This window comes from Flavobacterium sp. W1B, assembly GCF_047344965.1.
Lineage (GTDB): Bacteria > Bacteroidota > Bacteroidia > Flavobacteriales > Flavobacteriaceae > Flavobacterium.
Map to the genome: position 1 here is coordinate 711,359 of NZ_CP178845.1, position 24,525 is coordinate 735,883.

At 35.1% G+C, this 24,525-nt stretch carries 17 protein-coding genes; 7 read left to right on the top strand and 10 right to left on the bottom strand.

The annotated features are described in order from the left end of the window. Positions 1–28: 28 nt before the first annotated feature. Both ACMDB5_RS03160 and ACMDB5_RS03165 read right to left on the bottom strand, forming a co-directional pair. On the bottom strand, positions 29–2,302 hold the full coding sequence (locus ACMDB5_RS03160) for a tetratricopeptide repeat protein (RefSeq protein WP_413999570.1): 2,274 nt from the start codon (positions 2,300–2,302) through the stop codon (positions 29–31). Next, positions 2,262–3,266, bottom strand: a complete 1,005-nt coding sequence (locus ACMDB5_RS03165; RefSeq protein ID WP_413999571.1) for a hypothetical protein — start codon at positions 3,264–3,266, stop codon at positions 2,262–2,264. Before ACMDB5_RS03165 ends, ACMDB5_RS03160 begins: the two co-directional genes overlap by 41 nt. Positions 3,267–3,435: 169 nt before the next feature. Here ACMDB5_RS03165 and ACMDB5_RS03170 point away from each other — a divergent pair, with 169 nt between their 5' ends. After that, a complete protein-coding gene (locus ACMDB5_RS03170; protein ID WP_413999572.1) occupies positions 3,436–5,103 on the top strand; it encodes an Ig-like domain-containing protein in 1,668 nt (555 codons plus the stop codon). Here ACMDB5_RS03170 and ACMDB5_RS03175 read toward each other — a convergent pair. Continuing rightward, on the bottom strand, positions 5,093–5,860 hold the full coding sequence (locus ACMDB5_RS03175; RefSeq protein WP_413999573.1) for an amidohydrolase: 768 nt from the start codon (positions 5,858–5,860) through the stop codon (positions 5,093–5,095). The two genes, ACMDB5_RS03170 and ACMDB5_RS03175, sit on opposite strands and share 11 nt — an antisense overlap. A gap of 74 nt (positions 5,861–5,934) precedes the next feature. Here ACMDB5_RS03175 and ACMDB5_RS03180 point away from each other — a divergent pair, with 74 nt between their 5' ends. Next, positions 5,935–6,498 (top strand): hypothetical protein, encoded by a 564-nt coding sequence (locus ACMDB5_RS03180; RefSeq protein ID WP_413999574.1) that lies wholly within the window; start codon positions 5,935–5,937, stop codon positions 6,496–6,498. An 89-nt stretch (positions 6,499–6,587) separates the two neighbouring features. Here the strand turns inward: ACMDB5_RS03180 and ACMDB5_RS03185 are convergent, their stop codons facing one another. Genes ACMDB5_RS03185 through ACMDB5_RS03195 form a run of 3 tightly spaced genes read right to left on the bottom strand, consistent with a single transcriptional unit; the run spans position 6,588 to position 10,064 of the window. Next, positions 6,588–7,334 (bottom strand): succinate dehydrogenase/fumarate reductase iron-sulfur subunit, encoded by a 747-nt coding sequence (locus tag ACMDB5_RS03185; protein ID WP_413999575.1) that lies wholly within the window; start codon positions 7,332–7,334, stop codon positions 6,588–6,590. A gap of 51 nt (positions 7,335–7,385) precedes the next feature. Next, a complete protein-coding gene (locus ACMDB5_RS03190) occupies positions 7,386–9,386 on the bottom strand; it encodes a fumarate reductase/succinate dehydrogenase flavoprotein subunit (protein WP_413999576.1) in 2,001 nt (666 codons plus the stop codon). A gap of 12 nt (positions 9,387–9,398) precedes the next feature. After that, positions 9,399–10,064, bottom strand: a complete 666-nt coding sequence (locus ACMDB5_RS03195; protein ID WP_413999577.1) for a succinate dehydrogenase cytochrome b subunit — start codon at positions 10,062–10,064, stop codon at positions 9,399–9,401. Positions 10,065–10,579: 515 nt separating this feature from the next. On the opposite strand from ACMDB5_RS03195, the gene ACMDB5_RS03200 reads away from it, so the two are divergent. From ACMDB5_RS03200 to ACMDB5_RS03210, 3 genes are all read left to right on the top strand, one after another. Further along, complete coding sequence (locus ACMDB5_RS03200) at positions 10,580–11,872, top strand: aminopeptidase P family protein (protein WP_413999578.1); 1,293 nt, start codon at positions 10,580–10,582, stop codon at positions 11,870–11,872. Between the two features lie 252 nt (positions 11,873–12,124). Continuing rightward, on the top strand, positions 12,125–12,925 hold the full coding sequence (locus ACMDB5_RS03205) for a TIGR00266 family protein (protein WP_413999579.1): 801 nt from the start codon (positions 12,125–12,127) through the stop codon (positions 12,923–12,925). A gap of 86 nt (positions 12,926–13,011) precedes the next feature. After that, the gene (locus ACMDB5_RS03210) at positions 13,012–13,794 is read left to right on the top strand and encodes an alpha/beta fold hydrolase (protein WP_413999580.1); all 783 of its coding nucleotides are present in this window, start codon (positions 13,012–13,014) and stop codon (positions 13,792–13,794) included. Positions 13,795–13,829: 35 nt separating this feature from the next. Here ACMDB5_RS03210 and ACMDB5_RS03215 read toward each other — a convergent pair whose 3' ends face one another. From ACMDB5_RS03215 to ACMDB5_RS03230, 4 genes are all read right to left on the bottom strand, one after another. After that, complete coding sequence (locus ACMDB5_RS03215; RefSeq protein ID WP_413999581.1) at positions 13,830–16,592, bottom strand: PD-(D/E)XK nuclease family protein; 2,763 nt, start codon at positions 16,590–16,592, stop codon at positions 13,830–13,832. A 64-nt stretch (positions 16,593–16,656) separates the two neighbouring features. After that, complete coding sequence (locus ACMDB5_RS03220) at positions 16,657–18,090, bottom strand: OmpA family protein (RefSeq protein WP_413999582.1); 1,434 nt, start codon at positions 18,088–18,090, stop codon at positions 16,657–16,659. Between the two features lie 121 nt (positions 18,091–18,211). Beyond that, positions 18,212–19,405 carry a glycine C-acetyltransferase gene (gene kbl / locus ACMDB5_RS03225; RefSeq protein WP_413999583.1) on the bottom strand — a complete coding sequence of 398 codons (1,194 nt, stop codon included), beginning with the start codon at positions 19,403–19,405 and terminating at the stop codon, positions 18,212–18,214. A gap of 42 nt (positions 19,406–19,447) precedes the next feature. Then, a complete protein-coding gene (locus ACMDB5_RS03230) occupies positions 19,448–22,621 on the bottom strand; it encodes a UvrD-helicase domain-containing protein (RefSeq protein WP_413999584.1) in 3,174 nt (1,057 codons plus the stop codon). A gap of 220 nt (positions 22,622–22,841) precedes the next feature. On the opposite strand from ACMDB5_RS03230, the gene rbfA reads away from it, so the two are divergent. Continuing rightward, on the top strand, positions 22,842–23,234 hold the full coding sequence (rbfA, locus tag ACMDB5_RS03235) for a 30S ribosome-binding factor RbfA (protein WP_413999585.1): 393 nt from the start codon (positions 22,842–22,844) through the stop codon (positions 23,232–23,234). Between the two features lie 3 nt (positions 23,235–23,237). After that, the gene (locus tag ACMDB5_RS03240; protein WP_413999586.1) at positions 23,238–24,437 is read left to right on the top strand and encodes an ABC transporter permease; all 1,200 of its coding nucleotides are present in this window, start codon (positions 23,238–23,240) and stop codon (positions 24,435–24,437) included. Positions 24,438–24,525: the final 88 nt, after the last annotated feature.

A 24,525-nucleotide genomic window follows, 5' to 3' on the forward strand; every position in this document is an offset into this window, starting at 1 on the left:
CAAACTGTATTAAACAACAAAGATACGATTATGGTCTGTTAATATAAGTCCTAAAATACCCGCATTCTGCAATTACCTCCTGATAGTATTTTGTGTCAGAATAGTCTTTTTCTAACTTTTTAAAACCATCCCAAGCTAAAAAATTAACCTTATCATCATACATATCCCACCAATTTTTATTCTGGAAATAATACCTATTGTTGTAAAATTCATTTCGTTCGCATTTTGCCAACAAATAAACACATTTTGCCTTTTGTTCCTTTGTAGTCGCCGCTTCAAAGGCTTTTCTATAATACATTTTTGACAATGAGCAATCTACAATCATTTTTTTAATTGGATCTCTAAAAAAAGTTGGACTAGAACCAAAACCTGCAATAGCGCCTTCATGGAAAAGACGTGCATTCCCAAAATGAGTAATATTGTAAAAAGCATTGCCCAATAACAAACAATTATTATAAACATCTTCATTTTGAACCACCTTATCCTGCATCTCTTTTATCAGCTTTAAAAACTCTATTTGCGTAAACTTCTTTTTTTGATGAGCGGCATGCTCGCAATCGTGGCAATCTTTGATATTTCCGTTAAAAGGATTTCCCGGAAATTTTACGTATTGCAAACTGTCGGTCTTTTGCATAAAAGCAATTGCCTCAGGAATCTTATTTTCAAAAGTGGCTTTTGTAGCTTGAAAAGCATTAATATCTTTCAATTTCAGATTATAAACACTATTTGCAATGACTTCCATTTCGGTTTTATTTGATTTCGAAAGGAAATCTTTCATCGCTTGTAAGTTTTTATCATTGTCATAAAATCCTTCCGTAGCTACAAAAAGCTCCGCCATGACATTGTTGTTTTTTGCTTTATACAAGGCTGACAAGTACAATTTACTCCAATTGGTAGCATTATGATAACGAAAACTCTCTATGTTCTTTTTCGGAAGCTCCTTATAAAGCCAATGTAAATCATTCAAAATCGTTTTTTCAGAAGCAGGATTAATAACTGAAATTTTATTCAAGTTATTCACAAATCGCAACAATCGCAACTGATTTGAAGCCAAGTCCGTTTTAGGCAACTTTGGTGCCACCGCATCAAAGGTTTTATCTGCTTTTGTATATTCTCCGTTTAAAGTTTGCAAATAACCCAATGCAATACTCCACAGATAGGGTTCGTGTGTAGCATTTGAAGCAGTAATTTTATTCACCAAAGCCAAAACCGATTTATCCATATTGGCTAATTGTGATTTCTTATTCTCCGAAACCGATTTATCCTTATAATTAGCATTAATTTTATTCTCTTGACCATTAATTAATCGCGTTAACAAATAATTCAAATGCTCGCTTGAAGGATCTAATTCAAAAATATTAGAAATCGCGTTTACTTCGTCCTTATAAAACCCATGAATAGCCCAAAGCGCCGCTTTTTCCTGATTGTTTTCCGCCATCGCTAAGGATTGATTCCAATCTGCTTCCTCTTGCGGATGAAAACTATAAGCCGCAACCACTCGCATTGGCGGACATTTATCAAAAACTTGGCTGTACAAATAATTAGAAACCGCATAATTCTTTTGCTTGTAATAAATTCCCGCTAAATAGCCGACTGCTCTATAATACAAGGTGTTTTTAGGAACAGAAGCTGCTGTTTTATTAAAAAAATCAATTGCTTTTTGCCTATCATCACTATAAAAATAAGCTTTTATCGTTTGGAACCAATATCGATTTTTTAGAAACGCATCTTTTGTTGTATTGTATTTATTTTCAATTTCTTTAATCAATTCTAAATCAGTAAAAACCTTTGAAACAACCGGTTCATAGCCCCAATGTTCTTCTCCAATAGAAACAGTTTCTATTTGTTGTGCCAAATATAAAAACCTAATAAACTCTTTAGTCTTTGCATCTTTCAAATTTATTTTCGAAGCAAAACCTATCGAAGATTCATTTTTTTCTTTTGTTTTAAAAAAGAAGTACAATTCCTCAACCTTTATTTTTCTGTTATTGTCTAATAAAAAAGCCTTTACCTCGTCTGGATTCATCTTTTCTTTTAAAAAAGACTGCCAATCAGCCGTTATTTCATCGTTGAATCTGGAATTGTGCTGAGCATCAAACCCAATTCCGTAAAAAACTTCTCCAGACAAAAACAATGGCGAGTAGGATTTATCAACAAAAGCTTCTGGCGTAAAATTAGAATTGTATCCATAATACCAATCCTCAAACCATTCGCCACCACCACAAGCATAAATAACACCATAAACAAATAGTAAAAAGATGCTAGAAACAAGAAACAACTTGCTTAAAAATAGTTTTCTCATAGTTTTTTATATTGAGTTCGTCTAAGTCATAAAAAATAATCTCTTTTGGCATTGCTGCCGAATTTTCTTTTAAATCACGAGCCATTTCTTTTAAATCAGCACCCGAAACGGCTTCTATTTTTAAGATATCGCCTTTTTTATAAAAAGTTCCTTTTCGATAATTAGAACGATTTACTCGAAAACTATTGGATTCTTCTAAGGTAAAATTGGAATCCAATTGTAAGTCCGAAACTGTCATTTTGCTTCGTAAACCAATCACTTTTCCATCACTAATATGAATTCCCCAGGAATAAATTGGCAAGGCAAAGTCTAATGCCAAAGGATATTTCTTTAAACTTTTTAAATAACGGCTGGCAATACTCTGATCGTATATAGAATTGAGCGAATTTACCGCAATTTTTCCCATGTTATAATACATCAAAACAGCCGAATCTACGTTAGGAATTTTAGTTTTTTCAAAATATTTCACTTGGTGCAATCGAATTGTAGCTGATAGTTTTTTATCCGAAATACGTTTAAAGTCTTCTATAAACTGCAAATAGTTTGTTTTACTTTGCAAAGTCCAATCGCAATCTATTTGAATTTCCTGACAAGAAAGATTATTTTTAGAATTGATAAGATTTACAAAATCATAGGTTTGTTGCGCCAGCTTTTTGCTGTCAAAATTGGCCTTTAGCATCACTTTATTTTTGATATAAACCACCGGAACGATTGTTTTCACCGACGGAAGAGCAGAAAAATGTATCGGACTTAATGGAAAAGGTTCGTTTGTTTTTGGGTGTAAATCAATATCAAAATACCGAATGTATATTTTTTGAACATCATTACCTTGTAACGTTTCTTTTTCTAAAGATGATAAAGAAAAATTGGTCTTCCAATAATAAAAAGCAATAATCGGTTTTTCTTTACGATTGCAAGAAGCAAAAACCACAATTAAAACGATATACCAAAAATAATTTTTCAAAAAAATAAAAGAATTAAAAGTTTTACAAATGTAGGATTTTATTACTTAAAAAGGGTGGATTCCGACTTAAATCAATCGACAACCTATACAAATCCACCTAATAATTCTATAAAAGTTTCGATTAGAGTAAATATAATTGTTATTTTGTATCCTTAAATTCTGAACTTTTATGTTGAAAAATAAAACACTCATTATATACATCATTTTAGCACTTTCGATAGCTGGTTGTGCCAAAAGAGGATCAATCACTGGCGGTCTAAAAGACACCATTGCTCCTGTCCTAAAAATGAGTTTCCCAGAAAACTTCAACACCAATTTTAAAGGAGACGAAATCAAATTAGAATTTGATGAAAACATCAAGCTCAAAAACCTAAACAAACAATTGGTCATTTCGCCACCAATGAAACAGGAACCGCTAATCCTACCAACAACTGCAAGCAAACATATTACTATAAAAATAAAAGATACTTTGCAGCCTAATACTACTTATAGCTTAAATTTTGGGCAAAGTATTGCCGATAATAACGAAGGAAATCCCTATAATCAGTTTAAATATGTATTCTCAACTGGTGCCTATATTGACTCCTTAGCTCTTGGCGGAAGAATAAAAGACGCTAAAAATAAGGAAGCCGATTCTTTTGTTTCGGTAATGCTTTATGAAGTAAATGACACCTTTAAAGATTCTGTTATTTACAAAGAAAATCCTAGATACATTACAAATACCTTAGACAGTTTAAAAACATTCCGTCTTGAAAATCTAAAGGCTGGAAAATACCTTCTTGTAGCACTAAAGGATAAAAACAACAATAATAAACTTAACCCAAAAGAGGATAAAATTGGATTTCACAAACAATTCATCACCATTCCTAATGACACTGTATATGAATTGGAATTATTCAAAGAAGTACTCCCATTTAAAGCCTTTAAGCCTACTCAAGCTTCCGGAAATCGTTTGCTTATGGGATATGAAGGAAATATGACTTTAGCCAATTCCAGACCAAAAATAACTTTAAAAAACAACAACGAAACCTTAGCTTCGATTATAACACAGCTACCTAAAAAAGATTCGCTCCAAATATGGTTCAAGCCATTAAAAACCGATTCTTTATCCTTGGCTGCAGCCAAAGATAAATACCAAAAAGACTTTACTTTCAAAATTAAAGACCAAAAGAAAGACACCTTAAACATAACAGCTCTATACAATGGGACTTTGCATTTTAGGAATCGATTTACATTAGAAACTGCCACGCCATTGGTTAAATTTGATAATTCAAAAATAAAACTGATTAATAAGGATTCTATTGCTGTTCCTTTTACTAGCGAATATGATGATTTTAATCAAAAATTGTTTTTTGATTTCAAGAAAGAACCTTTAGAAAAATACACTTTCACCATTTTACCGGGAGCTTTTACCGATTTTTTCGAAAAATCAAATGATACTTTAACTTATAAAGTGACTACGCAAAACACTTCGGATTATGGGAATCTTAGAATAAAACTAGAAAACGTAAAGCATTTTCCGGTCATTGTAGAATTAACAGATGCAAAAGGTGATGTTGTTTTTGCTTCTGAATACACCGAAAACAGCACCACTGTCGATTTTAATCTACTAGAACCCACACTATTTACACTTCGCGCTATTTATGACGAAAACAAAAATAAAATTTACGATTCCGGAAATTATTTAGAGAAACGCTATTCCGAAGAAGTGATTTATTTTTCAAAAGAAATAGATATCCGAGCAAATTGGGATGTCGAGCAAGCTTTCGATTTGAGCATTCCTTACACGCCTGAACCAAAAAAGAAAACGGATAACAAGAAAAAATCTAGTTTTTAAGCTCAAAAGTGTCTTTATCGTTCAAAAAACCTAGTTTTTTTCGAACTTCGATTAATTTGGATCTATCTAAAGTAGCTGTAAGAACTGCATCGGCTTCTTGTGGCTCCACTATATAATCTCCCAGGTAATCGACAACTTGCGAATGCCCAATATATACATGTCCATTTTCATCTACTCCGGTTCTGTTAACACCTATTACATAACTCATATTTTCTATTGCTCGTGCTTTCAATAAAGCATCCCAAGCATTTGTTCTTATTTTTGGCCAACTGGCTACATAAAGCATCAAATCATAATCCTCAATGTTTCTTGAAAAAACCGGAAAACGCAAATCATAACAAACAAGCAGACAAATTTTCCATTCTAAATACTCAATAATAACTTTTTTAGTTCCTGCCGTATAAACTTTATTCTCTCCGGCAAGGGTAAATAAATGTCTTTTATCATAATACTGAATCTCGCCCGAAGGAAACACAAATAACATTCTATTATAAAAATTGCCATTCTCCTCAATAACAATACTTCCTGTTATGGCACTGTTTTTGGCTTTCGCCAATGATTGCATCCATAACGCAGTTTCGCCTTCCATCGTTTCGGCAACAGCACTGGGATTCATCGTAAAACCGGTGGTAAACATTTCCGGAAGCACAATCAAATCAACAGCCGAAGAAATTGAATTAATTTTTTCTTCGAAATAATCGCGGTTAAATTTTGAATTTTCCCAAACTAAAGGAGCTTGTATCAGTATAACTTGCATCGTTTTATTTTTTCATAAAAATAAGAAATATCATAATAGTATAAGTTCATTATATTAGCAAAAAAAACACAATTATGAAAAAGACAATACTTCTCTGCACAATGTTATTCTCTGTTTTGATTTGGGGACAAGAGAAATCAGGAGCTAAACAATTTTGGGAAAATTTACAAAAACAATGCGGAAAATCTTTTGAAGGAGAAGTAAAAGAAGGCGCTGACAATGATACTTTTAGAGATAAAAAACTAGTAATGCACGTCCGTAATTGCAGTGAAAACACCATTCGAATTCCGTTTTTTGTAGGAGACGACAAATCAAGAACTTGGGTGTTAACATACACAAACGACCGCATTCAATTGAAACACGACCACCGTCACGAAGATGGCTCTGAAGACAAGGTTACCCAATACGGAGGAACAACCTCTAATTCTGGTTCGTCAACGCTTCAGTTTTTCCCAGCAGATCAAGAAACATGTGATTTAATTCCAAATGCTGCTGCAAATGTCTGGTGGATTACTTTAGACGAAACTTCTTTTACGTATAACTTAAGACGCATTGGTTCGGACCGATTGTTTACCGTTAAATTTGACATTACAAAGGCAGTTTCAACACCTTCCGCACCTTGGGGATGGAAAGACTAAACCCTATCTAAAATCTAACGTTTATTTATATAAAAAAACGCATTCAACTTTGAGATTGAATGCGTTTTTTAAATTTATATTTCGAGGTTTTATCCTTTCAAACTTGCAGATAAATATTCTCTATTCATACGAGCGATGTTTTCCAGAGAAATTCCTTTTGGACATTCCACCTCACAAGCTCCAGTATTGGTACAGTTACCAAAACCTTCATCGTCCATTTGATTTACCATGTTTAATACACGATCAACCGCTTCTACTTGACCTTGTGGCAATAAAGCAAATTGAGATACTTTGGCAGCCACAAACAACATCGCAGATGAGTTTTTACAAGTAGCAACACAAGCACCACAACCGATACAAGTAGCGGCATCGAAAGCATCATCAGCATCTTTCTTGTTAATAGGGATTGTATTGGCATCAATTGTATTTCCAGAAGTATTTACCGAAATAAATCCTCCAGCGTGTTGAATTCTGTCAAAAGAACTTCTGTCAACTACTAAATCTTTTACTACTGGGAAAGCAGCAGCACGGAATGGCTCGATTGTAATCGTGTCACCATCCTTAAACATACGCATGTGCAATTGACAAGTCGTAACTCCTCTGTCTGGTCCGTGCGCTTCACCGTTAATGAATAAAGAACACATTCCGCAAATTCCTTCACGACAATCGTGGTCAAAAGCTACTGGATCTCCACCAGCATTGATTTGTTGTTCATTGAATACGTCAAGCATTTCAAGGAATGACATATCAGGTTCAATTCCGTCGATTTTATAATCAACCATTGCTCCTTTATCTTGGGCGTTTTTCTGACGCCATATTTTTAATGTAAGTTTCATTGTGTATAAGTATTGAGTATTAAGAAATAAGTATCGAGACTTTTCTGAATACTATTTATAACTTCTTTGAACTAGTTTGATGTTTTCGTAAACCAATGGCTCTTTGTGTAATACGGCATCGCTAGGTTTTCCCTTGTATTCCCAAGCAGCTACATATGCAAAGTTTTCATCATCACGTAAAGCTTCCCCTTCTTCTGTTTGGTATTCTTCACGGAAGTGACCTCCACAAGATTCATTACGGTGTAAAGCATCTTTAGCAAACAATTCTCCTAATTCTAAGAAATCGGCAACACGAATTGCTTTTTCTAATTCTTGGTTGAATCCTTTGTCAGTTCCTGGTACTCTTACATCTTTGTAAAACTCTTCACGTAAAGCAGCAATTTCTACAATAGCCTCATTTAATCCTTTTTCGTTACGAGCCATACCTACTTTATCCCACATAATTTTACCTAATTTTTTGTGGAAGTGGTCAACTGAATGCGTTCCTTTATTATTCATAAAGTTCGAAATCAATTCTTTTACACTTTTCTCAGCCTCAATAAACTCTGGTAAATCTGTAGAAATTTCACCCATTTTGATATCTGGAGCTAAGTAATCTCCAATAGTATAAGGCAATACGAAATATCCATCAGCTAAACCTTGCATTAGAGCAGAAGCTCCAAGTCTGTTTGCTCCGTGATCTGAGAAATTAGATTCTCCGATAGAGAAACAACCAGGAATTGTAGTCATCAAGTTATAATCAACCCATGTTCCACCCATTGTGTAGTGAACCGCTGGGTAAATCATCATTGGTGAAGTATAAGGATCCTCATCTACAATTTTATAATACATCTGGAACAAGTTCCCGTATTTACTTTTTACAATTTCAGTACCTAATTTAGTTACTAATTTAGTATCATTAGCATCTAAACCTTTTACATAAACCGCTTCAGTACCATAACGCTTAATTGCTGCAGCAAAATCCAAGTAAACTGCTTCACCCGTTTTGTTAACACCAAAACCAGCATCACATCTTTCTTTTGCAGCACGAGAAGCTACGTCACGTGGAACCAAGTTACCAAAAGCAGGATATCTTCTTTCTAAGAAATAATCTCTGTCAGCTTCCGCTAAATCAGTTGCTTTTTTCTTTCCTTCACGAATTGCTTGTGCATCTTCTTGTTTTGCAGGAACCCAGATACGTCCGTCATTACGTAACGACTCTGACATCAAAGTCAATTTAGACTGGTGATCTCCTGAAACCGGAATACAAGTTGGGTGAATTTGAGTATAACAAGGATTTGCAAAGAAAGCCCCTTTTTTGTGGATTTTCCAAGCTGCAGTAGCATTAGAACCCATTGCATTTGTTGATAAGAAGAAAACGTTTCCATAACCTCCAGAACCAATTACAACTGCATGAGCTGAATGTCTTTCGATTTCACCAGTAACTAAGTTACGAGCGATAATTCCTCTTGCTTTACCATCAATAATTACTAATTCTAGCATTTCGTGACGGTTGTACATTTTGATTTTTCCACGACCAATTTGACGGTTCATTGCAGAATAAGCTCCTAACAATAATTGTTGTCCTGTTTGCCCTTGAGCATAAAATGTACGAGAAACCAAAGTTCCTCCAAAAGAACGGTTATCCAATAATCCACCATATTCACGAGCCAATGGCACCCCTTGAGCCACACATTGGTCAATAATATTAGCAGAAACTTCAGCTAAACGATATACGTTAGCCTCACGAGCACGGTAATCTCCTCCTTTTACAGTATCGTAAAACAATCTGTGAACAGAGTCACCGTCTCCTTTATAATTTTTTGCCGCATTGATCCCCCCTTGTGCCGCAATAGAGTGCGCACGACGTGGTGAATCTTGAAAACAAAATGCTTTTACGTTATATCCTAACTCAGCCAAAGTAGCAGCGGCAGAACCTCCTGCTAGTCCTGTTCCAACAACGATAATATCTAAATTACGTTTGTTAGCAGGGTTTACTAAATTAATATGATCTTTATAATCGGTCCATTTGTCCGCAATTGGACCATTTGGAATTTTTGAATCTAATGCCATTATAATTGTATATTAATGATTGAAATGATGAAATAATGCAATAAATACGAAACCTAAAGGAACAACAATCGCGAAACCTAATCCGAAATTCTTCAAACCTTTTGTGTATTTATTATTTTGTCCGATAGACTGAAAAGAGGAGCTGAAACCGTGTTGTAAGTGCAAAGACAACAACACAAATGACAAGCAGTATAAAGCAGTACGAACTGGACTTTCAAATTTTGCTACTAATTCATGGAAATACCTTGTTTCATCCAACGGATTAACCTCTACGTATTTGTAAACCATTTCTGGAACCCAAAAATCGTAAGAATGCAAGAATAAGAAGGCAAGAATTACAACCCCAGAATAAATCATGTTTCTTGAAGCCCAAGAAGAATTAGCCGCTCCGTTATTCTTAGCATAAGAAATCGGTCTTGCATTTCTATTTTGAATTTCCAAAACAAAACCCATGATAAAGTGAAAAATTACTCCCACGACTAAAATTGGCTGGATAACGAATTGAACCAACGGATTGTTCCCCATGAAATGGGATATCGAATTAAAAGTATTAGAACTAAAAACCGACGTCATATTGATGAAAAAGTGCTGTGCTAGGAACAACATCAAAAAAATTCCTGAAAGCGCCATAGCAACTTTTTTAGCTATTGACGACTTCAATAATGCAGATTTTGCCATAAGATTTGAATAATTTGTTTTAAAAAATATCACAAAAATAAAGCAAATAGACATGAACTACAACCTTTTCGCTGTTATTTATAATGATTTTAAAGTGCCTTGCACCTCTTTAAGACATCTCTTAAAAAACACTTTTAACTGATTGTTTGATGATTAATGACTAATCAATGGTTTTTTAAATTTTATATTAAAAAAAAATATCCCGATTTTACCAACACATCAATTTTAGTTCGATATAAAAACACCTACAACTGCCGGAATAAAACCTACAAAATCAAGAAAAAATGTTACAATTTGAGCCAAAAAGAAATAGCTTAAAGTTATAAATTTCAAACTATCGAATTTAATGTTTTTATATAAAATTTATCAAATTCCTAACTTAAACTGATTTAATCTTAGTATTTTTGACTCATCAAAATAAAAACCGAATTGTTAGCTCTTTTCAACAATCTCAAGCCCCAATTCGGATACTGAATGACGATATCCCATTGTTTAAAAAATAAATTTTACATAATATGAAATACCATCAAATAGACCGTCAATTATTTATAAAAAACCGCGCTAAATTCATGGGGCAGATGAAGCCTAAAAGCGTAGCCGTTTTTAATTCTAACGATATTTATCCTGTTTCCGCAGACAGTACTTTGCCATTTGCACAGCACCGCGATATATTTTATTTAAGCGGCGTAGATCAGGAAGAAAGTATTTTGCTATTATTCCCGGATGCTCCTTACGAACACCAAAGAGAAATCTTGTTCTTAAAAGAAACTAACGATCATATTGCAGTTTGGGAAGGTGAAAAATTAACCAAAGACCGCGCTTTCGAAGTTTCAGGAATCAAAACCGTGTATTGGCTGCAAGAATTCGAAAAAGTTTTATTCGAATTAATGACGCACTCAGAAACTATTTACATCAACACTAACGAACATTATCGCGCTACCGTGGAAACAGAAACCCGCGAAGCTCGTTTTGTAAAATGGTGGAAAGAGAAATATCCTGCGCACGCGGTTGCCAAAAGCAATCCAATTTTGCAACGCATCCGCTCGGTAAAAGAAAGCGAAGAACTAGACCTTATCCAACAAGCGTGTAACATCACCGAAAAAGGTTTTAGAAGAATACTTTCATTTGTAAAACCAAATGTAATGGAATACGAAATCGAAGCCGAGTTCATTCACGAGTTCATTTCTAATCGTTCTAAAGGTTTTGCTTACACACCAATTATTGGTTCAGGAAACAATGCTAACGTATTGCATTATATAGAGAACAACCAACAATGTAAGGCTGGCGATTTAATTTTACTAGATGTTGGTGCCGAATATGCTAATTATTCTAGCGACATGACGCGTACAATTCCTGTTTCTGGAAAATTTTCGGATAGACAAAAAGACGTTTACAATGCCGTTTTAAATGTTAAAAACGAAGCTACTAAAATGTTGGTTCCAGGAACTATGTGGAAACAATACCATGCTGAAGTAGGTAAAATTATGACATCAGAATTGCTTGGTCTGGGATTAATCGATAAAGCCGATGTGCAAAACGAAAATCCGGACTGGCCAGCATACAAAAAATATTTCATGCACGGAACTTCACACCATATGGGATTAGACACCCATGATTATGGAATCCTGACTGATCCGATGCAAGCCAATATGGTTTTCACTGTAGAACCCGGAATTTATATCCCTGCCGAAGGTTTTGGAATACGCCTAGAAGATGATGTGGTAATCCAAGAAACTGGAGCTCCATTCAACCTAATGCGCAATATTCCTATCGAAGTAGAGGAAATAGAAAGCTTGATGAATTCTTAATTAAGAATATAGAAAAAACAACTAAGACGGCTCGCAGTAATGTGAGCCGTTTTTTGTTAAATTATGGCACATCCTCGCCTCCGCAAACTACGGCAAGGTCGGGCTGTACGCTATAAGTCCTCGTCCCGAAAAAATCGGGACTGCGGGCTTTCCGCTGCCATCCCTTGTGCAAAAAAACGCTTAAATAAATCATAAAAATGTAACATTTTAATTAAGCTTCCAACTAATTACTAATATCAAAAAACTAAAATTATGAGAGCACACGAAATAGATTACCAGATTTTTGGTGAAGAAATGCAATATGTAGAAATCGAATTAGACCCACAAGAAATAGTAATTGCCGAGGCGGGCAGTTTCATGATGATGGACAATAATATCCAGATGCAAACCATCTTTGGAGACGGCTCTGAACAGCAAACCGGTATTTTTGGAAAACTCCTAAATGCAGGAAAAAGAGTCCTTACCGGCGAAAGCTTGTTCATGACCGCCTTTATCAATCAAAACAATACCAAAGGCAAAGTATCTTTTGCCTCTCCTTATCCCGGTAAAATCCTCCCTATTGATTTGACCGAATTTCAAGGAAAATTTATCTGTCAAAAAAGCTCTTTCCTTTGCGCCGCCAAAGGTGTTGCTGTCGGCATTGAGTTCTCCAAAAAAATAGGCACCGGCCTTTTTGGCGGTGAAGGTTTCATCATGCAAAAAATTGAGGGCGACGGTCTGGCATTTGTACATTCGGGTGGAACCTTGGCTAAAAAAGAACTGCGCGCCGGCGAAGTTCTAAAAGTAGACACGGGCTGCATTGTAGGTTTTACCAAAGACATTGATTACGATATCGAATTCATCGGCGGAATCAAGAACTCCATTTTTGGAGGCGAAGGCTTATTTTACGCAACCCTTCGCGGACCGGGAACGGTGTACGTGCAATCTCTTCCCTTCAGCCGATTAGCGGATCGGATTATCGCTTCGGCGCCAAGAGCTGGCGGTAATAGCCGCGAAGAAGGTAGCTTACTGGGCGGATTAGGAAGTTTACTAGATGGCGACAGACGATTTTAATTTACTCACGGCTTTCAGAAATGGGAGCCGTTTTTTATTTGAAATAAGATAAAAACTCTAATTTTGCACCAACATATAACACTCCCTTGAAACAAATTCAATTTAAAAATAGCAGCATTTCTTATACGGATACCGGAAAAGGCAACGCTATTGTCCTGCTTCATGGTTTCTTGGAGAATCAAGGTATGTGGAACAATTATATAGAAGTTTTTTCAAAAAAAAACCGCGTCATCACTATTGATTTATTGGGCCATGGAGAAACGGAATGCATGGGCTACGCACATACAATGGAAGACAATGCCGATGCCGTACATACCGTTTTAGCAGAATTACGAATACGGAAAGCCATTTTTGTTGGTCATTCGATGGGTGGTTATGTAGCACTTGCTTTCGCCGAATTGTATCCTGATTTTGTCAAAGGCATGGTTTTACTGAATTCTACCGCAAAAGCGGATAGCGACGAAAGGAAACTCAATAGAGATCGTGCTATTAAAGCCGTAAAACAAAGCTATATCAATTTTGTTCGCTTGGCCATCGTCAATTTATTTAGCGAAAACAATCGAGAAAGATTATCAGAAGAAATTGAAAATGTAAAAAAAGAGGCGTTAAAAACTCCACTTCAAGCCATTGTTGCTTCGCTGGAAGGAATGAAAATAAGAGCGGACCGCGAAGTTTTACTCCATCTTAGCCCATTTCCAAAAATGCTTATTTTAGGTAAAAAAGACCCTGTTTTGCCCTACAAAGAAACCAAAACACAAATAGAAAACACCGAAGTAGAATTAGTTACTTTCGCTGACGGACATATGAGCCATATTGAAAACCAAGAAGAACTGACTAAAGTATTATTGGCTTTTTTTAAGAAGATTTAAAACAAAAATCTCTTTACAAACTTTGTGCAAAACCTTTAAACTTTCTCCTCAAAAGGAATCGCTTGATCTAATATCTCTTTCAATAACAAAACTATTTGTTCCAGATAATTAGTCATTACCTCCTCGTTAATAATCAGCTGCGCTTCCTTCTCTTCTTTGAAATTAAAAGGCAAAAATCCCGATTTTAAGTTTTTGAAAGAAATAATTCCGGCTTCAATTGGCTTTGAATTTGCTTCTTTTTCGTACATATAAGCATAAGCCAAAACCTGAATAATTTTGTCATTCTTAATTTCTTCGATCAAACCTTTCCATGATTTCAAAGTCACGTTGGCTTTCTCTACTTTTCCCGTTTTATAATCAATGATTCTAATTGTTCCGTTGCGTTCTTCAATACGGTCAACATTTCCTTTTATCAGTACCGGAAAAGGCAAACTAGAATGTTCCAAAACGCGTTCGAATGTTTTTTCCAAAGCGATGATTTTAATTGCATCACCACTTTTGATACTTTCCTGTTCAACTTTTAGGAAATTAAACACATTTCGTTTAGCCACCTCAAAAGCCAGCAAATTTCGTCCTTTTTTTATTTCACCCTCTTTATAAACGATTTTGAATTGTTTCAAAACCTCATCATCGATGAGGTTAAAACAATTATCAATATCTTTTTCAGAAATGAATTTCCCAACAAATGGATCGTACAGTGCTTTTAAAGTTTCGTGAATTATAGTACCCAAAGTATTCAAAGCGATATTTTCCTCGACTTCCTCGACTTCCCTGATTCGCAATATTTTTTGAAAATAAAACTGGATCGGATTTCTGATATAACTCGTCAAAGCCGAAGGCGAAAAACCGACATCGGCAATTTCCTTTAATCGCAACATTACCGCCTCTGATTTTTCAATAACCATCGGTTTATAAGCCGTTTCCGGCAAAACTGCATTATAGATTTCGTGTTTCAACGTATGATTTCGCTGCTTTTCGACTTCTAATTGTGTAATAAATCGGCTCTTTTCTCCTGCATCCAAACCTTCACTTTCAGTATTGTACAACAAATAAATATTTTTGGCGCGTTGCAACAAATGGTAAAAGTGATAGGTATAAATAGCGTCTTTCTCTTTGAAAGTAGGCAATCCTAATTCTCTTTTCACATCATAAGGAATAAATGAATTTTGCGATTTTCCCGCCGGAAACTTTCCTTCATTCATCGAAGTAACGATTACGGTATCAAAATCCAATACACGGCTTTCTAAAACTCCCATGATTTGCAAACCATTCAAGGGCTCCCCTTCAAAAGAAACGGCAGCCAAATCGATTACCTGTTTATAGATCGCATGTAAAGTTTCAATTTTATCAATATGCTCATGTCGCGAATAATAGCTAATCAATTTGTTGATGACTTTAAAAATAGCAAAAACAAAGGCTTTGGTTATTTTCTCTTCTTCATTGTCATTACTCAAATTATTTTTGATAGTCAGTAACAAACTAGAAACGGTTTGCAAAACGGCAATCGATCCTTTTTCCCATTTCTGAAAAAGCAACAAAAACAAATCAGTTGGACTCTGATTAAGCTCTATGACTTTTTGATGGCTTATAAAAGTATAATTATTTTTATTGATACTATTCACCAAATCGCTAGTTTTAGCATAAGGCTCGACCAGAGGATGAGTTAAAACATCCAACACATCTTTATAGTAAAACACATAGCTAGCCGATTTTCTAGACAAAGCATTAGTATGCATTTTGAACAGTTTGGCTATTAAAATTTGTGCGGGATTATTTTTACTCGGATAGCCCATTGTAATATTCAAAGCGCCCACAGATGAAGGCAAAGAGTACAAAAGAGGCACCAATAGATTTTCTTCACCAAGAACCACAGCTACTTTATCAAGAGAGGTATTTGGATTTTCATTTATGATATTCTCAATAATACTACCTGTGATTTTAGCCTGGCCGATGGTTTTAGGAGTACCAATAATTTGGATGTTTTTAGATTGCGAAAAATCATTTACAATCCATTCAAAAGGACTGGACTTATAATGTTTCCAGCTCTCCTTGAATCTCCTTACAAATAATCCGGCATCATGAAACGGATCATTTAAGAATGTTTGATCTACATCCCAATAAATCTGAGCTTGATCTGAAGCGATAAGATGTTGGATTATCTTTTCCTCTGCTGCATTCAAAGCATTAAAACCGGCAAAAAGATATTGTTTTTGATCAATAGAATCTGAAAAGTGATTTAAATTAACCACCGCTTCACGATAAATTAATCCCTGATAACCGATTCCTTTTTTGAGTAAATGTGAATATAACGATTGATAGTAAAGTGGAAGCAATTTCCAAAAATCAATATAATTTTCAAGTAGTTGGGTTTTATTCTCTACCTCAATTCCCCATTTCTTGATGTCTTCGATGTCTTTTAGGTAAGACAAAACATGTGATGGATCTAATAAATACCGATCGATTTCATTAAAATCCTGCAAAAGTGTTTTTGCCCAATTAGCGAATAACTCAAATGATTGCAGATTGGATTTTTCTGTTACAGATAAGTAAACTTCATAAAATTCAAATAACAATTCAATAGGATCTACAGAACGAATACCGGTAATATCTTGAATAAAATCTTCAATGCTAATAATTTCTGGAGAAAGTATATTGTTTTGGACTTGCTTCTTGAGTGCTTCGACCAAAAAAATCTTTGCTCTTTTGTTTGGCAAAACCACTATTGTATTCGCTAGTTTATCTGAGTATTTTTCAATTAAAACCTGAGCGATTTTATCTAGAAAAGAAATATTTATCATTTCATAAAAATAAAAAAAACGCCCCGATAAATCGAGGCGTTTTCTATAAATATTTTAAGAAAAATTATTCTTTAATCAAAGAAACTTCAACTCTTCTGTTAGCAGCTTTTCCTTTTGCTGTTTTGTTAGAAGCAATTGGTTTAGATTCTCCAAAACCAGTAGAATTTAATCTATCAGAAGCGATACCTTTTTCGATTAAGTAATTTTTAACCGCTGCAGCTCTGTTTTCAGATAAATTTTGGTTCAATGCATCACTACCATCACTATCAGTATGTCCTTCAATCATGAATTTTGAGTTAGGATATTCTTTTAGGATTTCAACGATAGAGTTTAAAACTGGGTAAGTTTGAGGTTTGAAAGTAGATTTACCAGAGTTAAACAAGATTGTTTTACCGTAGTCATTCAATTTTGTCATAACTTCCTTAGAAACTTCTGGACAACCGTGGTTAGCAACTGTACCTTTTACTTCTGGACATCTGTCATCTTTATCTAAAACTCCATCTCCATCAGTATCTGGCCAAGGACAACCACCGTTCTCTTTAGGACCTGCAACAGTTGGACATTTGTCATCTTTATCAGCAACTCCGTCTCCATCAGTATCAGGACATCCTTTTAAAGCTTTTAAACCAGCAACTTCTGGACAAGCATCATCTTTATCTGGAACTCCATCGCCATCAGTATCAGGACAACCATTGAATTCTTTTAAACCAGCAACTTCTGGACAAGCATCATCTTTGTCAGGAATACCATCTCCATCAGTATCAGGACATCCGTTGAATTCTTTTAAACCAGCAACTTCTGGACAAGCATCATCTTTGTCATATATCCCATCACCATCAGTATCTTTACCTCCAAATTTGAAGATAATCCCTGCAGAATGTTGAAAATGAGACGGTGCATCTGGAGTTCCAAAAGCATTTTCTCTATCTCCAAATGAATACTTATACTTTGTAGCAAGCTCTAAACCTACATTCTCTGTAAACCAAAAAGTTAAACCAGCACCTGGGTTTAATGTTCCGTAGCTACTATCTCCAAAGAAAGTATAACCTCCTCCAACAGATAAAGATGGATCAATTACCTTAGATTTAATCAAGTTCATGAAGCTATATTTAACAGTAGCATCAATACCATAATACATTAAATCTCCAGGATTCGTTACAACATAACCACGAGAATCATGACCAACAGCCGTTGGAGCAAATCTCACATATTTATCAATTTTGTTTACAGAACCAGTAATTCCAAAAGAGAAATTATCACCAAGATATCTAGAGACACTTAGATAAGATACAGACGGAAGTATGTTCCAATTGTCTTTCACGTCAAATGGTTGAGAGAAATGACGGTCTAACCATCCATTCCCACCACCAGCACTCGTTTTAGTGTCTACGGCATTAACTCCAAAAGAGATTGCCCACGGATTATTACTGTCTTGTGCGTGGGAACTTAACCCCATCGCCATTATTGCAGCAACAAAAAGTTTGTTAAGATGTTTCATACTTAATATTTTTAATTACATTTAGTTAATTAGTAACAAAAGTAGCTCGTAAATTTTTAACTACAAAAAAAAACGTTAACAAAATGCATAAAATTAAACCAAAACACACTAAAAATAAGAACTATACAACATTTAGTGCCTTTCCTACTTCTATAAATGCGCTTATAGCCTTGTCCAAATGTTCTTTGGTATGTGCCGCAGATAGCTGTACTCTAATTCTTGCTTTATCTTTAGGAACAACTGGAAAAAAGAACCCAATTACATAAATTCCTTTTTTCAACAACTCGTCAGCCATCGTTTGTGACAACTTTGCATCATACAACATTACAGGCACGATAGCAGAATCTCCGTCTACAATATCGAAACCTGCTTTTTTCATTCCCTCCTTGAAGTAATTTGTATTCCACTCTAATTTATCTCTTAAAGTAGTGTCTTTTTCAAGTAATTCAAAAACTTTAATCGAAGCTCCTACAATTGCTGGCGCCAATGAATTAGAAAACAAATACGGTCTAGAACGTTGACGTAATAATTCGATTATTTCTTTTTTGGCTGTAGTATAACCTCCCATGGCACCTCCTAAAGCTTTTCCAAGAGTACCAGTTACAATATCAACTCTTCCCATTACTCCTTTAGCCTCCAGAGTTCCTTTTCCTGTTGCACCAATAAAACCTGCGGCATGACATTCATCGACCATAACCAGTGCATCGTATTTATCGGCTAAATCACATATTTTATCCAATGGAGCAACAATACCATCCATAGAGAAAACACCATCAGTAACAATTATCTTAAAGCGACTTCCTGCCTCATTCGCTTTTATAAGCTGCTGTTCTAAATCCTCCATATCGCTATTCGCATAACGATAACGAGCTGCTTTACACAAACGTACCCCATCAATAATTGAAGCATGATTCAGGCTATCCGAAATTATTGCGTCACCTTCACCTAATAAAGGTTCAAAAACACCTCCATTGGCATCAAAAGCCGCAGCATAAAGAATCGTATCTTCTGTACCGTAAAATTCAGATATCTTTCTCTCTAAAGTTTTGTGGATATCCTGTGTCCCACAAATAAAACGAACAGACGACATCCCGAAACCATGTGTATCCATTACATCTTTTGCAGCCTGAATTACTTCTGGATGAGATGACAATCCAAGATAGTTATTGGCACAAAAATTCAAAACTGTTTCTCCTGTAGAAATCGTTATTTCGGCTCCTTGAGGAGATGTTATGATTCTTTCTTTTTTGAATATTCCATTGTCTTCAATAGTCTGCAATTCGTTTTGCAAAAAATCTTTAATTTTTCCGTACATTTTTATGCCTTTTAATATATTTATAATTAGTTGTGTTTTCGCCTACAAATCTACTACATCAATTTCTTTTCCGATATAAATTAGCGACTTTTTTATCACTTTGTACCCCATCAACTCAATAGCGTTTTGGTAATTCTCTAATTGCGCTTGGTATTTTGAATTATGAATCCCTGTTTTATAATCCAATAGAAAAACCTCCTTGTCTTTAGTCAATACCATTCTATCCGGTTTCATCGTTTTACCTTCTTTTTGAATAATGGTTTGTTCGTTCAAAACTTCATTCCCTTCTGCAAAAAACAATTCCAACTTTTGATCATTTACAATATCTTGAATAGTCTGGCGTACAATTTCTTTTTGCGTCAGATTAATCAATCCATTTTCCAATGCTTTATCAATCGCTAAGTCAATATCATTTTTTGTCTTTATAAAAGATAAAATCTCATGTACCACATTACCATATTCAATAGATTCCTGCTGATGTGTACCCCACATTAAAGCTTCGCGTTGGGCAATTTTAATGTTTTTAGGATCTAATGTTTCGATTACGTTTACAATAGGTTTGGAACTATCAATATGCTTTGCTTCTAATGACAATTTGGTCGCTTTCCCGAATTCATATTCCAAGATACTTTCATCGAAAATCTTTTTATCCATCAAGTAATTAATAAAAAATGTCGACATATTATTTGGCTTAACCTCTCCTTTGCTTGTCAAATTCATATTCGAAATCACATACAATTGTTCTTCGGCGCGGGTTAAAGCAACATAGAGTACATTAACATTATCCAACAATTCTTCTTGCTTTTTTTGACCATAAACCGATTTGGCTTCCTCTCCAAAACCTTCCACAGCGCTGCTATTATCTATTAATGCTTTAGGTAAACCAAAATCCATTTCTTCAGCATCAAGCCAGAGTTTATCTTTTGGTTTTTTGTTATAATCTTCTTCCGCAAAAGGCATTATCACCACAGGAAATTCTAAACCTTTTGATTTATGAATTGTCATAATACGAACCGCATTATTCCCTTCCGGCGATGGAATACTAAATTTCTCTGCGTTTTTGTCCCAAAAAACAAGAAAATCAGCAATTCCCGCCTGATTGCGTACATCACGCTCCAATACTATATCGAGAAAATATTGCACATAAGCATTCCCCACCCCCAAAGGGGGAGTTAACGAAGGATTAGAAATAAATTTAGAAACAATAATCTCTACCGCTTCGTAAAGCGATTTTTTCCGAATGTTCTCAAACGAGAGTGAAATATCAAAACTCATCAGCCATTTCTCAAAATCAGCTTCCTGTTTTTGCTCCATACCCTTTGCAATAAAATCATGAACCGGCAATTGATCCTGAATATTTTCAGCAACATAATGCAAGAAATAGGCTTTCGCTTCTAAATCGGCATTATTTTTTAAATATTTCAAAAGATGGATAATCAATCGAACTTCGGTTGCATTTTGAATCATCAGCGTTTCGGATGATAACAACGGAATACTTTGCTCAGTTAAATAATTTGCAATAGCAATTCCCTGACCTCGCTTACGCGTTAGAATAACAATATCCTTATATTCAAAACCCTGACGAATTACTTTTTGAATTGTATTTAAAGTTGCCAAAACATACAATTCGGTCTTATCCAATGCTTCCTCATCCTCCTCTGTAGTTTCTACTTTTGGAATAAAGGAAATATTGACATAACCACCCGTTTTATCGTTCGTCTTTTGATGGCTGTGATTTTCATATAAATCTTTATAATCCAAATGCTCGAACTCATTCGATAATAATTTAAAAAAATCGTTATTAAATTCAATTACCTGCGAATACGAACGGTAATTCTTATCTAAATGTTCTAATTTCTTATCCGGATTATTAAACGGATTATTATCCTTACTTAATTCAATAAACTGCTCCGCTTTTCCGCCTCGCCAGCGGTAAATAGACTGCTTGGGATCGCCCACAATCATTAATGTCCCTTTCTCGCCAAAATCATCCTGACCTGAAAGCGCATTATCTATAAGCGGAATCAGATTTTGCCATTGCATCTCGGATGTATCCTGAAATTCATCTATAAAAAAATGTCGGTAACGCTCCCCTAATCGTTCGTATATAAAAGGAGCTGGTTGATTCTGAATTTCCCTGTGAATTATGGCATTAAATTCCGAGATGGAAAGTACGTTTTGCTCTTCTTGAATTTTAGCCAATTCGTTGCTCACGGTATTCAGCAAAGACAGCGGTGTAATATTTTTAAGAAAGGCTTTGTAAAAATCTCGTTTCTCGAAATTTTTATAAATAGTTGCCAGAATTTGTAATAATTCTGGGATTAAATTCTCAATTAAGGCTCGGTCTTTAGCCGTTTTATTGATTGCTATATCATCAAACTCATGAAAAGTTTTATTCTTAGGATTGTACTTTCCTTCTCTAATACTTACAAGATGATTTGGGAAAGTGCCTCGGGAAAAGGATTTCAAATCAATCCCGTTATTTTCTATTAAAAGCAAAGCAGCTTCGGCAAACTCAGCATTATCTTTCTCTAATACCTTACAGGCTTCCGCCAATTTCTTTTTAATGGCTACAAACTCAGCAATAGATGTGTTATGGAATTGGGTAATCTCATTTCGGTTATTTTCATTGAGGACTAAACGACCGGTATCTAGAATTTCCCTTGAAATATCCCAGGATTTATCATCATCGGTTTTTTCCATTGTAAAATCGATGAGCAACTTGGTCAAGGTTTCATCTTCGCCGGCTTGGGCAATAATGGCATCGACGGCTTCAACAAGCAAATTTTCGGTATCCAAAGTCACCTCAAAAGTCATAGGCAAATTCAAATCATGTGCAAAAGCACGAATCACTTTATGGGTAAATTTATCGATGGTCGAAATATCAAAAGCGGCATAATTGTGAATGATATGCTTGATGATTTGTTGCGATTTGGTTTTGATTTGAATGATCGAAAGTTCCGTATCAATAGCCAAATCCTGCATTAAATCTTGTGCTTTTCCGCTTGGTTCGTCTTTAGCAAATTCAGACAAACTACCTACAATCCTACTTTTCATTTCGTGTACCGCTTTATTGGTGAACGTAATGGCGAGAATGTTGCGATAGGCATCATTTTTTTTAGCAACAAGAATAATTTTCAAGTATTCTTTGACCAAGGCGTAGGTTTTACCGGAACCGGCAGAGGCGTCATATATAGAAAAGGAAGGTCTTTGCATTTGGATTTTCGATTGTTGATTAACGATTCTAAATTTTAGAAAAACATACTTGTAATGCTCTTCGCTAGCCCTGATGGCAACGGCATCCTTTTATGTCTCGCAAAAAAGCGAGACATAAAAGATAGAGTGTACAGCAGGAAAAAGCTCCTAAAAATATAGGAATTAATAGCTTGTTTTTAAAAATTGTCCGTTTAATGTTTAAAAGTACTATTTTTGCACTATGGAAACAAATAGACAGAAAAAAATAGGTGGGGTAATCCAAAAAGATTTGGTTGACATTCTGCAAGGTGAAGTGAGAAAAAACGGAGTTAGTAATTTGATAATTTCGGTATCCAAGGTTGTTGTAACTTCAGATTTGTCTGTGGCTACGGTGCATTTAAGTGTTTTCCCTCAGGATAAAGCAAAAGAAATTTTAGAGGCGGTTAAGTCGAATTCTAAAACAATAAAACATGATTTATCACAAAGAGTACGTTTACAATTGAGAAAAGTACCTAATTTGGTTTTCTTTATTGACGACTCTTTGGATTATATTGAAAAAATTGACAATGCCCTTGCAAATAGAGACAATCCTATAGAAAATAGAGATCTTTTGGAGAAACGTAAGTTTAAATAAAATTTGAATTTTCCACTTTACATAGCCAAACGTTACATCCTTAGTAACAGTAAAAACAATGCCATAAACATCATTAATCGCATTGCGAGTATGGGAATCATTGTTGGTGCCATGGCTTTGTTCGTGGTTCTTTCGGTCTTTAGTGGTCTTAAAGTTTTTAGTCTTTCGTTCAGCAATGATATTGATCCGGATTTAAAAATTTCCAGTACCTTAGGCAAATCTTTCTTTGTTTCTCCTGATCAAGAAAATCAAATCAAGAAAATTGATGGACTTGCCTCCTACTCTAAAATTATCGAAGAACGCGTTTTGTTTGTTTTTGACAACAAGCAGCTAGTCACTTACCTAAAAGGTGTTGATGTAAATTTTGACAAAGTTAACGACATCAAAAAAACACTTTATAATGGCCAATGGTTTGAACCAAACACCTATCAAGTTATTGTTGGCTATGGAATTGCCCAAAAATTCTCAATGGGTTTGCTCGATTTCAACAAACAGCTGGAAGTTTTAGTTCCTAAACCCGGTAAAGGAACCATAGAAAATGCGGAGCAAGCCTTCAATAAAAGTGAGGTTTATCCAGTTGGAGTTTACGCAATAAGCGAAGATTTAGATTCTAAATACGTTTTTGCCGATTTAGGTTTAGCCCAAGAATTATTAGAATACAAATCCAATCAGATTTCAGGAATCGAAATCAAGGAAAAACCGGGAGCTGATGAAAATGCAATTATCAGCCAACTGCAAACTATTTTAAACCATAAAATTACCGTAAAAAACAGGGCGCAACTCAACGAATCTTTGTATAAAATGCTGAATACGGAGAATATTGTCGTCTATTTAATATTTACTTTGGTAATTGTCGTGGCACTTTTTAACCTGATTGGCGCACTGATTATGATGATTCTGGATAAAAAAGGAAACCTAAAAACACTTTTTAATCTGGGAACCGAAATCAATGATTTACGCAAAATATTCTTGCTTCAAGGGACTTTACTGAGTGTTTTTGGTGGAATTATTGGGCTTGTTTTAGGAATTGCAATTGTGCTTCTGCAACAACATTTTGAACTCATAATGATAACTCCAACACTGGCATATCCTGTGGTTTTCTCTCTTGAAAACGTATTGATTGTCATGGGAACGATTGTTACCCTTGGTTTTATTGCTTCCCTGATTGCCAGCAGCCGAGTAAGCAAGAAGTTGTTGGATTAAATCCGTAAAACCACTAATTTCAGATTAAAAAAGAATCTTCTTAAACCATTAAGATATTTATTCGAATTCACACCGCCATTTCTAGTGT

Coding starts and splice junctions, on each gene's coding strand:
- ACMDB5_RS03160 (WP_413999570.1), bottom strand. CDS start 2,302: ATGAGAAAACTATTTTTAAGCAAGTTGTTTCTTGTTTCTAGCATCTTT.
- ACMDB5_RS03170 (WP_413999572.1), top strand. CDS start 3,436: ATGTTGAAAAATAAAACACTCATTATATACATCATTTTAGCACTTTCG.
- ACMDB5_RS03175 (WP_413999573.1), bottom strand. CDS start 5,860: ATGCAAGTTATACTGATACAAGCTCCTTTAGTTTGGGAAAATTCAAAA.
- ACMDB5_RS03180 (WP_413999574.1), top strand. CDS start 5,935: ATGAAAAAGACAATACTTCTCTGCACAATGTTATTCTCTGTTTTGATT.
- ACMDB5_RS03185 (WP_413999575.1), bottom strand. CDS start 7,334: ATGAAACTTACATTAAAAATATGGCGTCAGAAAAACGCCCAAGATAAA.
- ACMDB5_RS03190 (WP_413999576.1), bottom strand. CDS start 9,386: ATGGCATTAGATTCAAAAATTCCAAATGGTCCAATTGCGGACAAATGG.
- ACMDB5_RS03195 (WP_413999577.1), bottom strand. CDS start 10,064: ATGGCAAAATCTGCATTATTGAAGTCGTCAATAGCTAAAAAAGTTGCT.
- ACMDB5_RS03200 (WP_413999578.1), top strand. CDS start 10,580: ATGAAATACCATCAAATAGACCGTCAATTATTTATAAAAAACCGCGCT.
- ACMDB5_RS03205 (WP_413999579.1), top strand. CDS start 12,125: ATGAGAGCACACGAAATAGATTACCAGATTTTTGGTGAAGAAATGCAA.
- ACMDB5_RS03215 (WP_413999581.1), bottom strand. CDS start 16,592: ATGATAAATATTTCTTTTCTAGATAAAATCGCTCAGGTTTTAATTGAA.
- ACMDB5_RS03220 (WP_413999582.1), bottom strand. CDS start 18,090: ATGAAACATCTTAACAAACTTTTTGTTGCTGCAATAATGGCGATGGGG.
- kbl (WP_413999583.1), bottom strand. CDS start 19,405: ATGTACGGAAAAATTAAAGATTTTTTGCAAAACGAATTGCAGACTATT.
- ACMDB5_RS03230 (WP_413999584.1), bottom strand. CDS start 22,621: ATGCAAAGACCTTCCTTTTCTATATATGACGCCTCTGCCGGTTCCGGT.
- rbfA (WP_413999585.1), top strand. CDS start 22,842: ATGGAAACAAATAGACAGAAAAAAATAGGTGGGGTAATCCAAAAAGAT.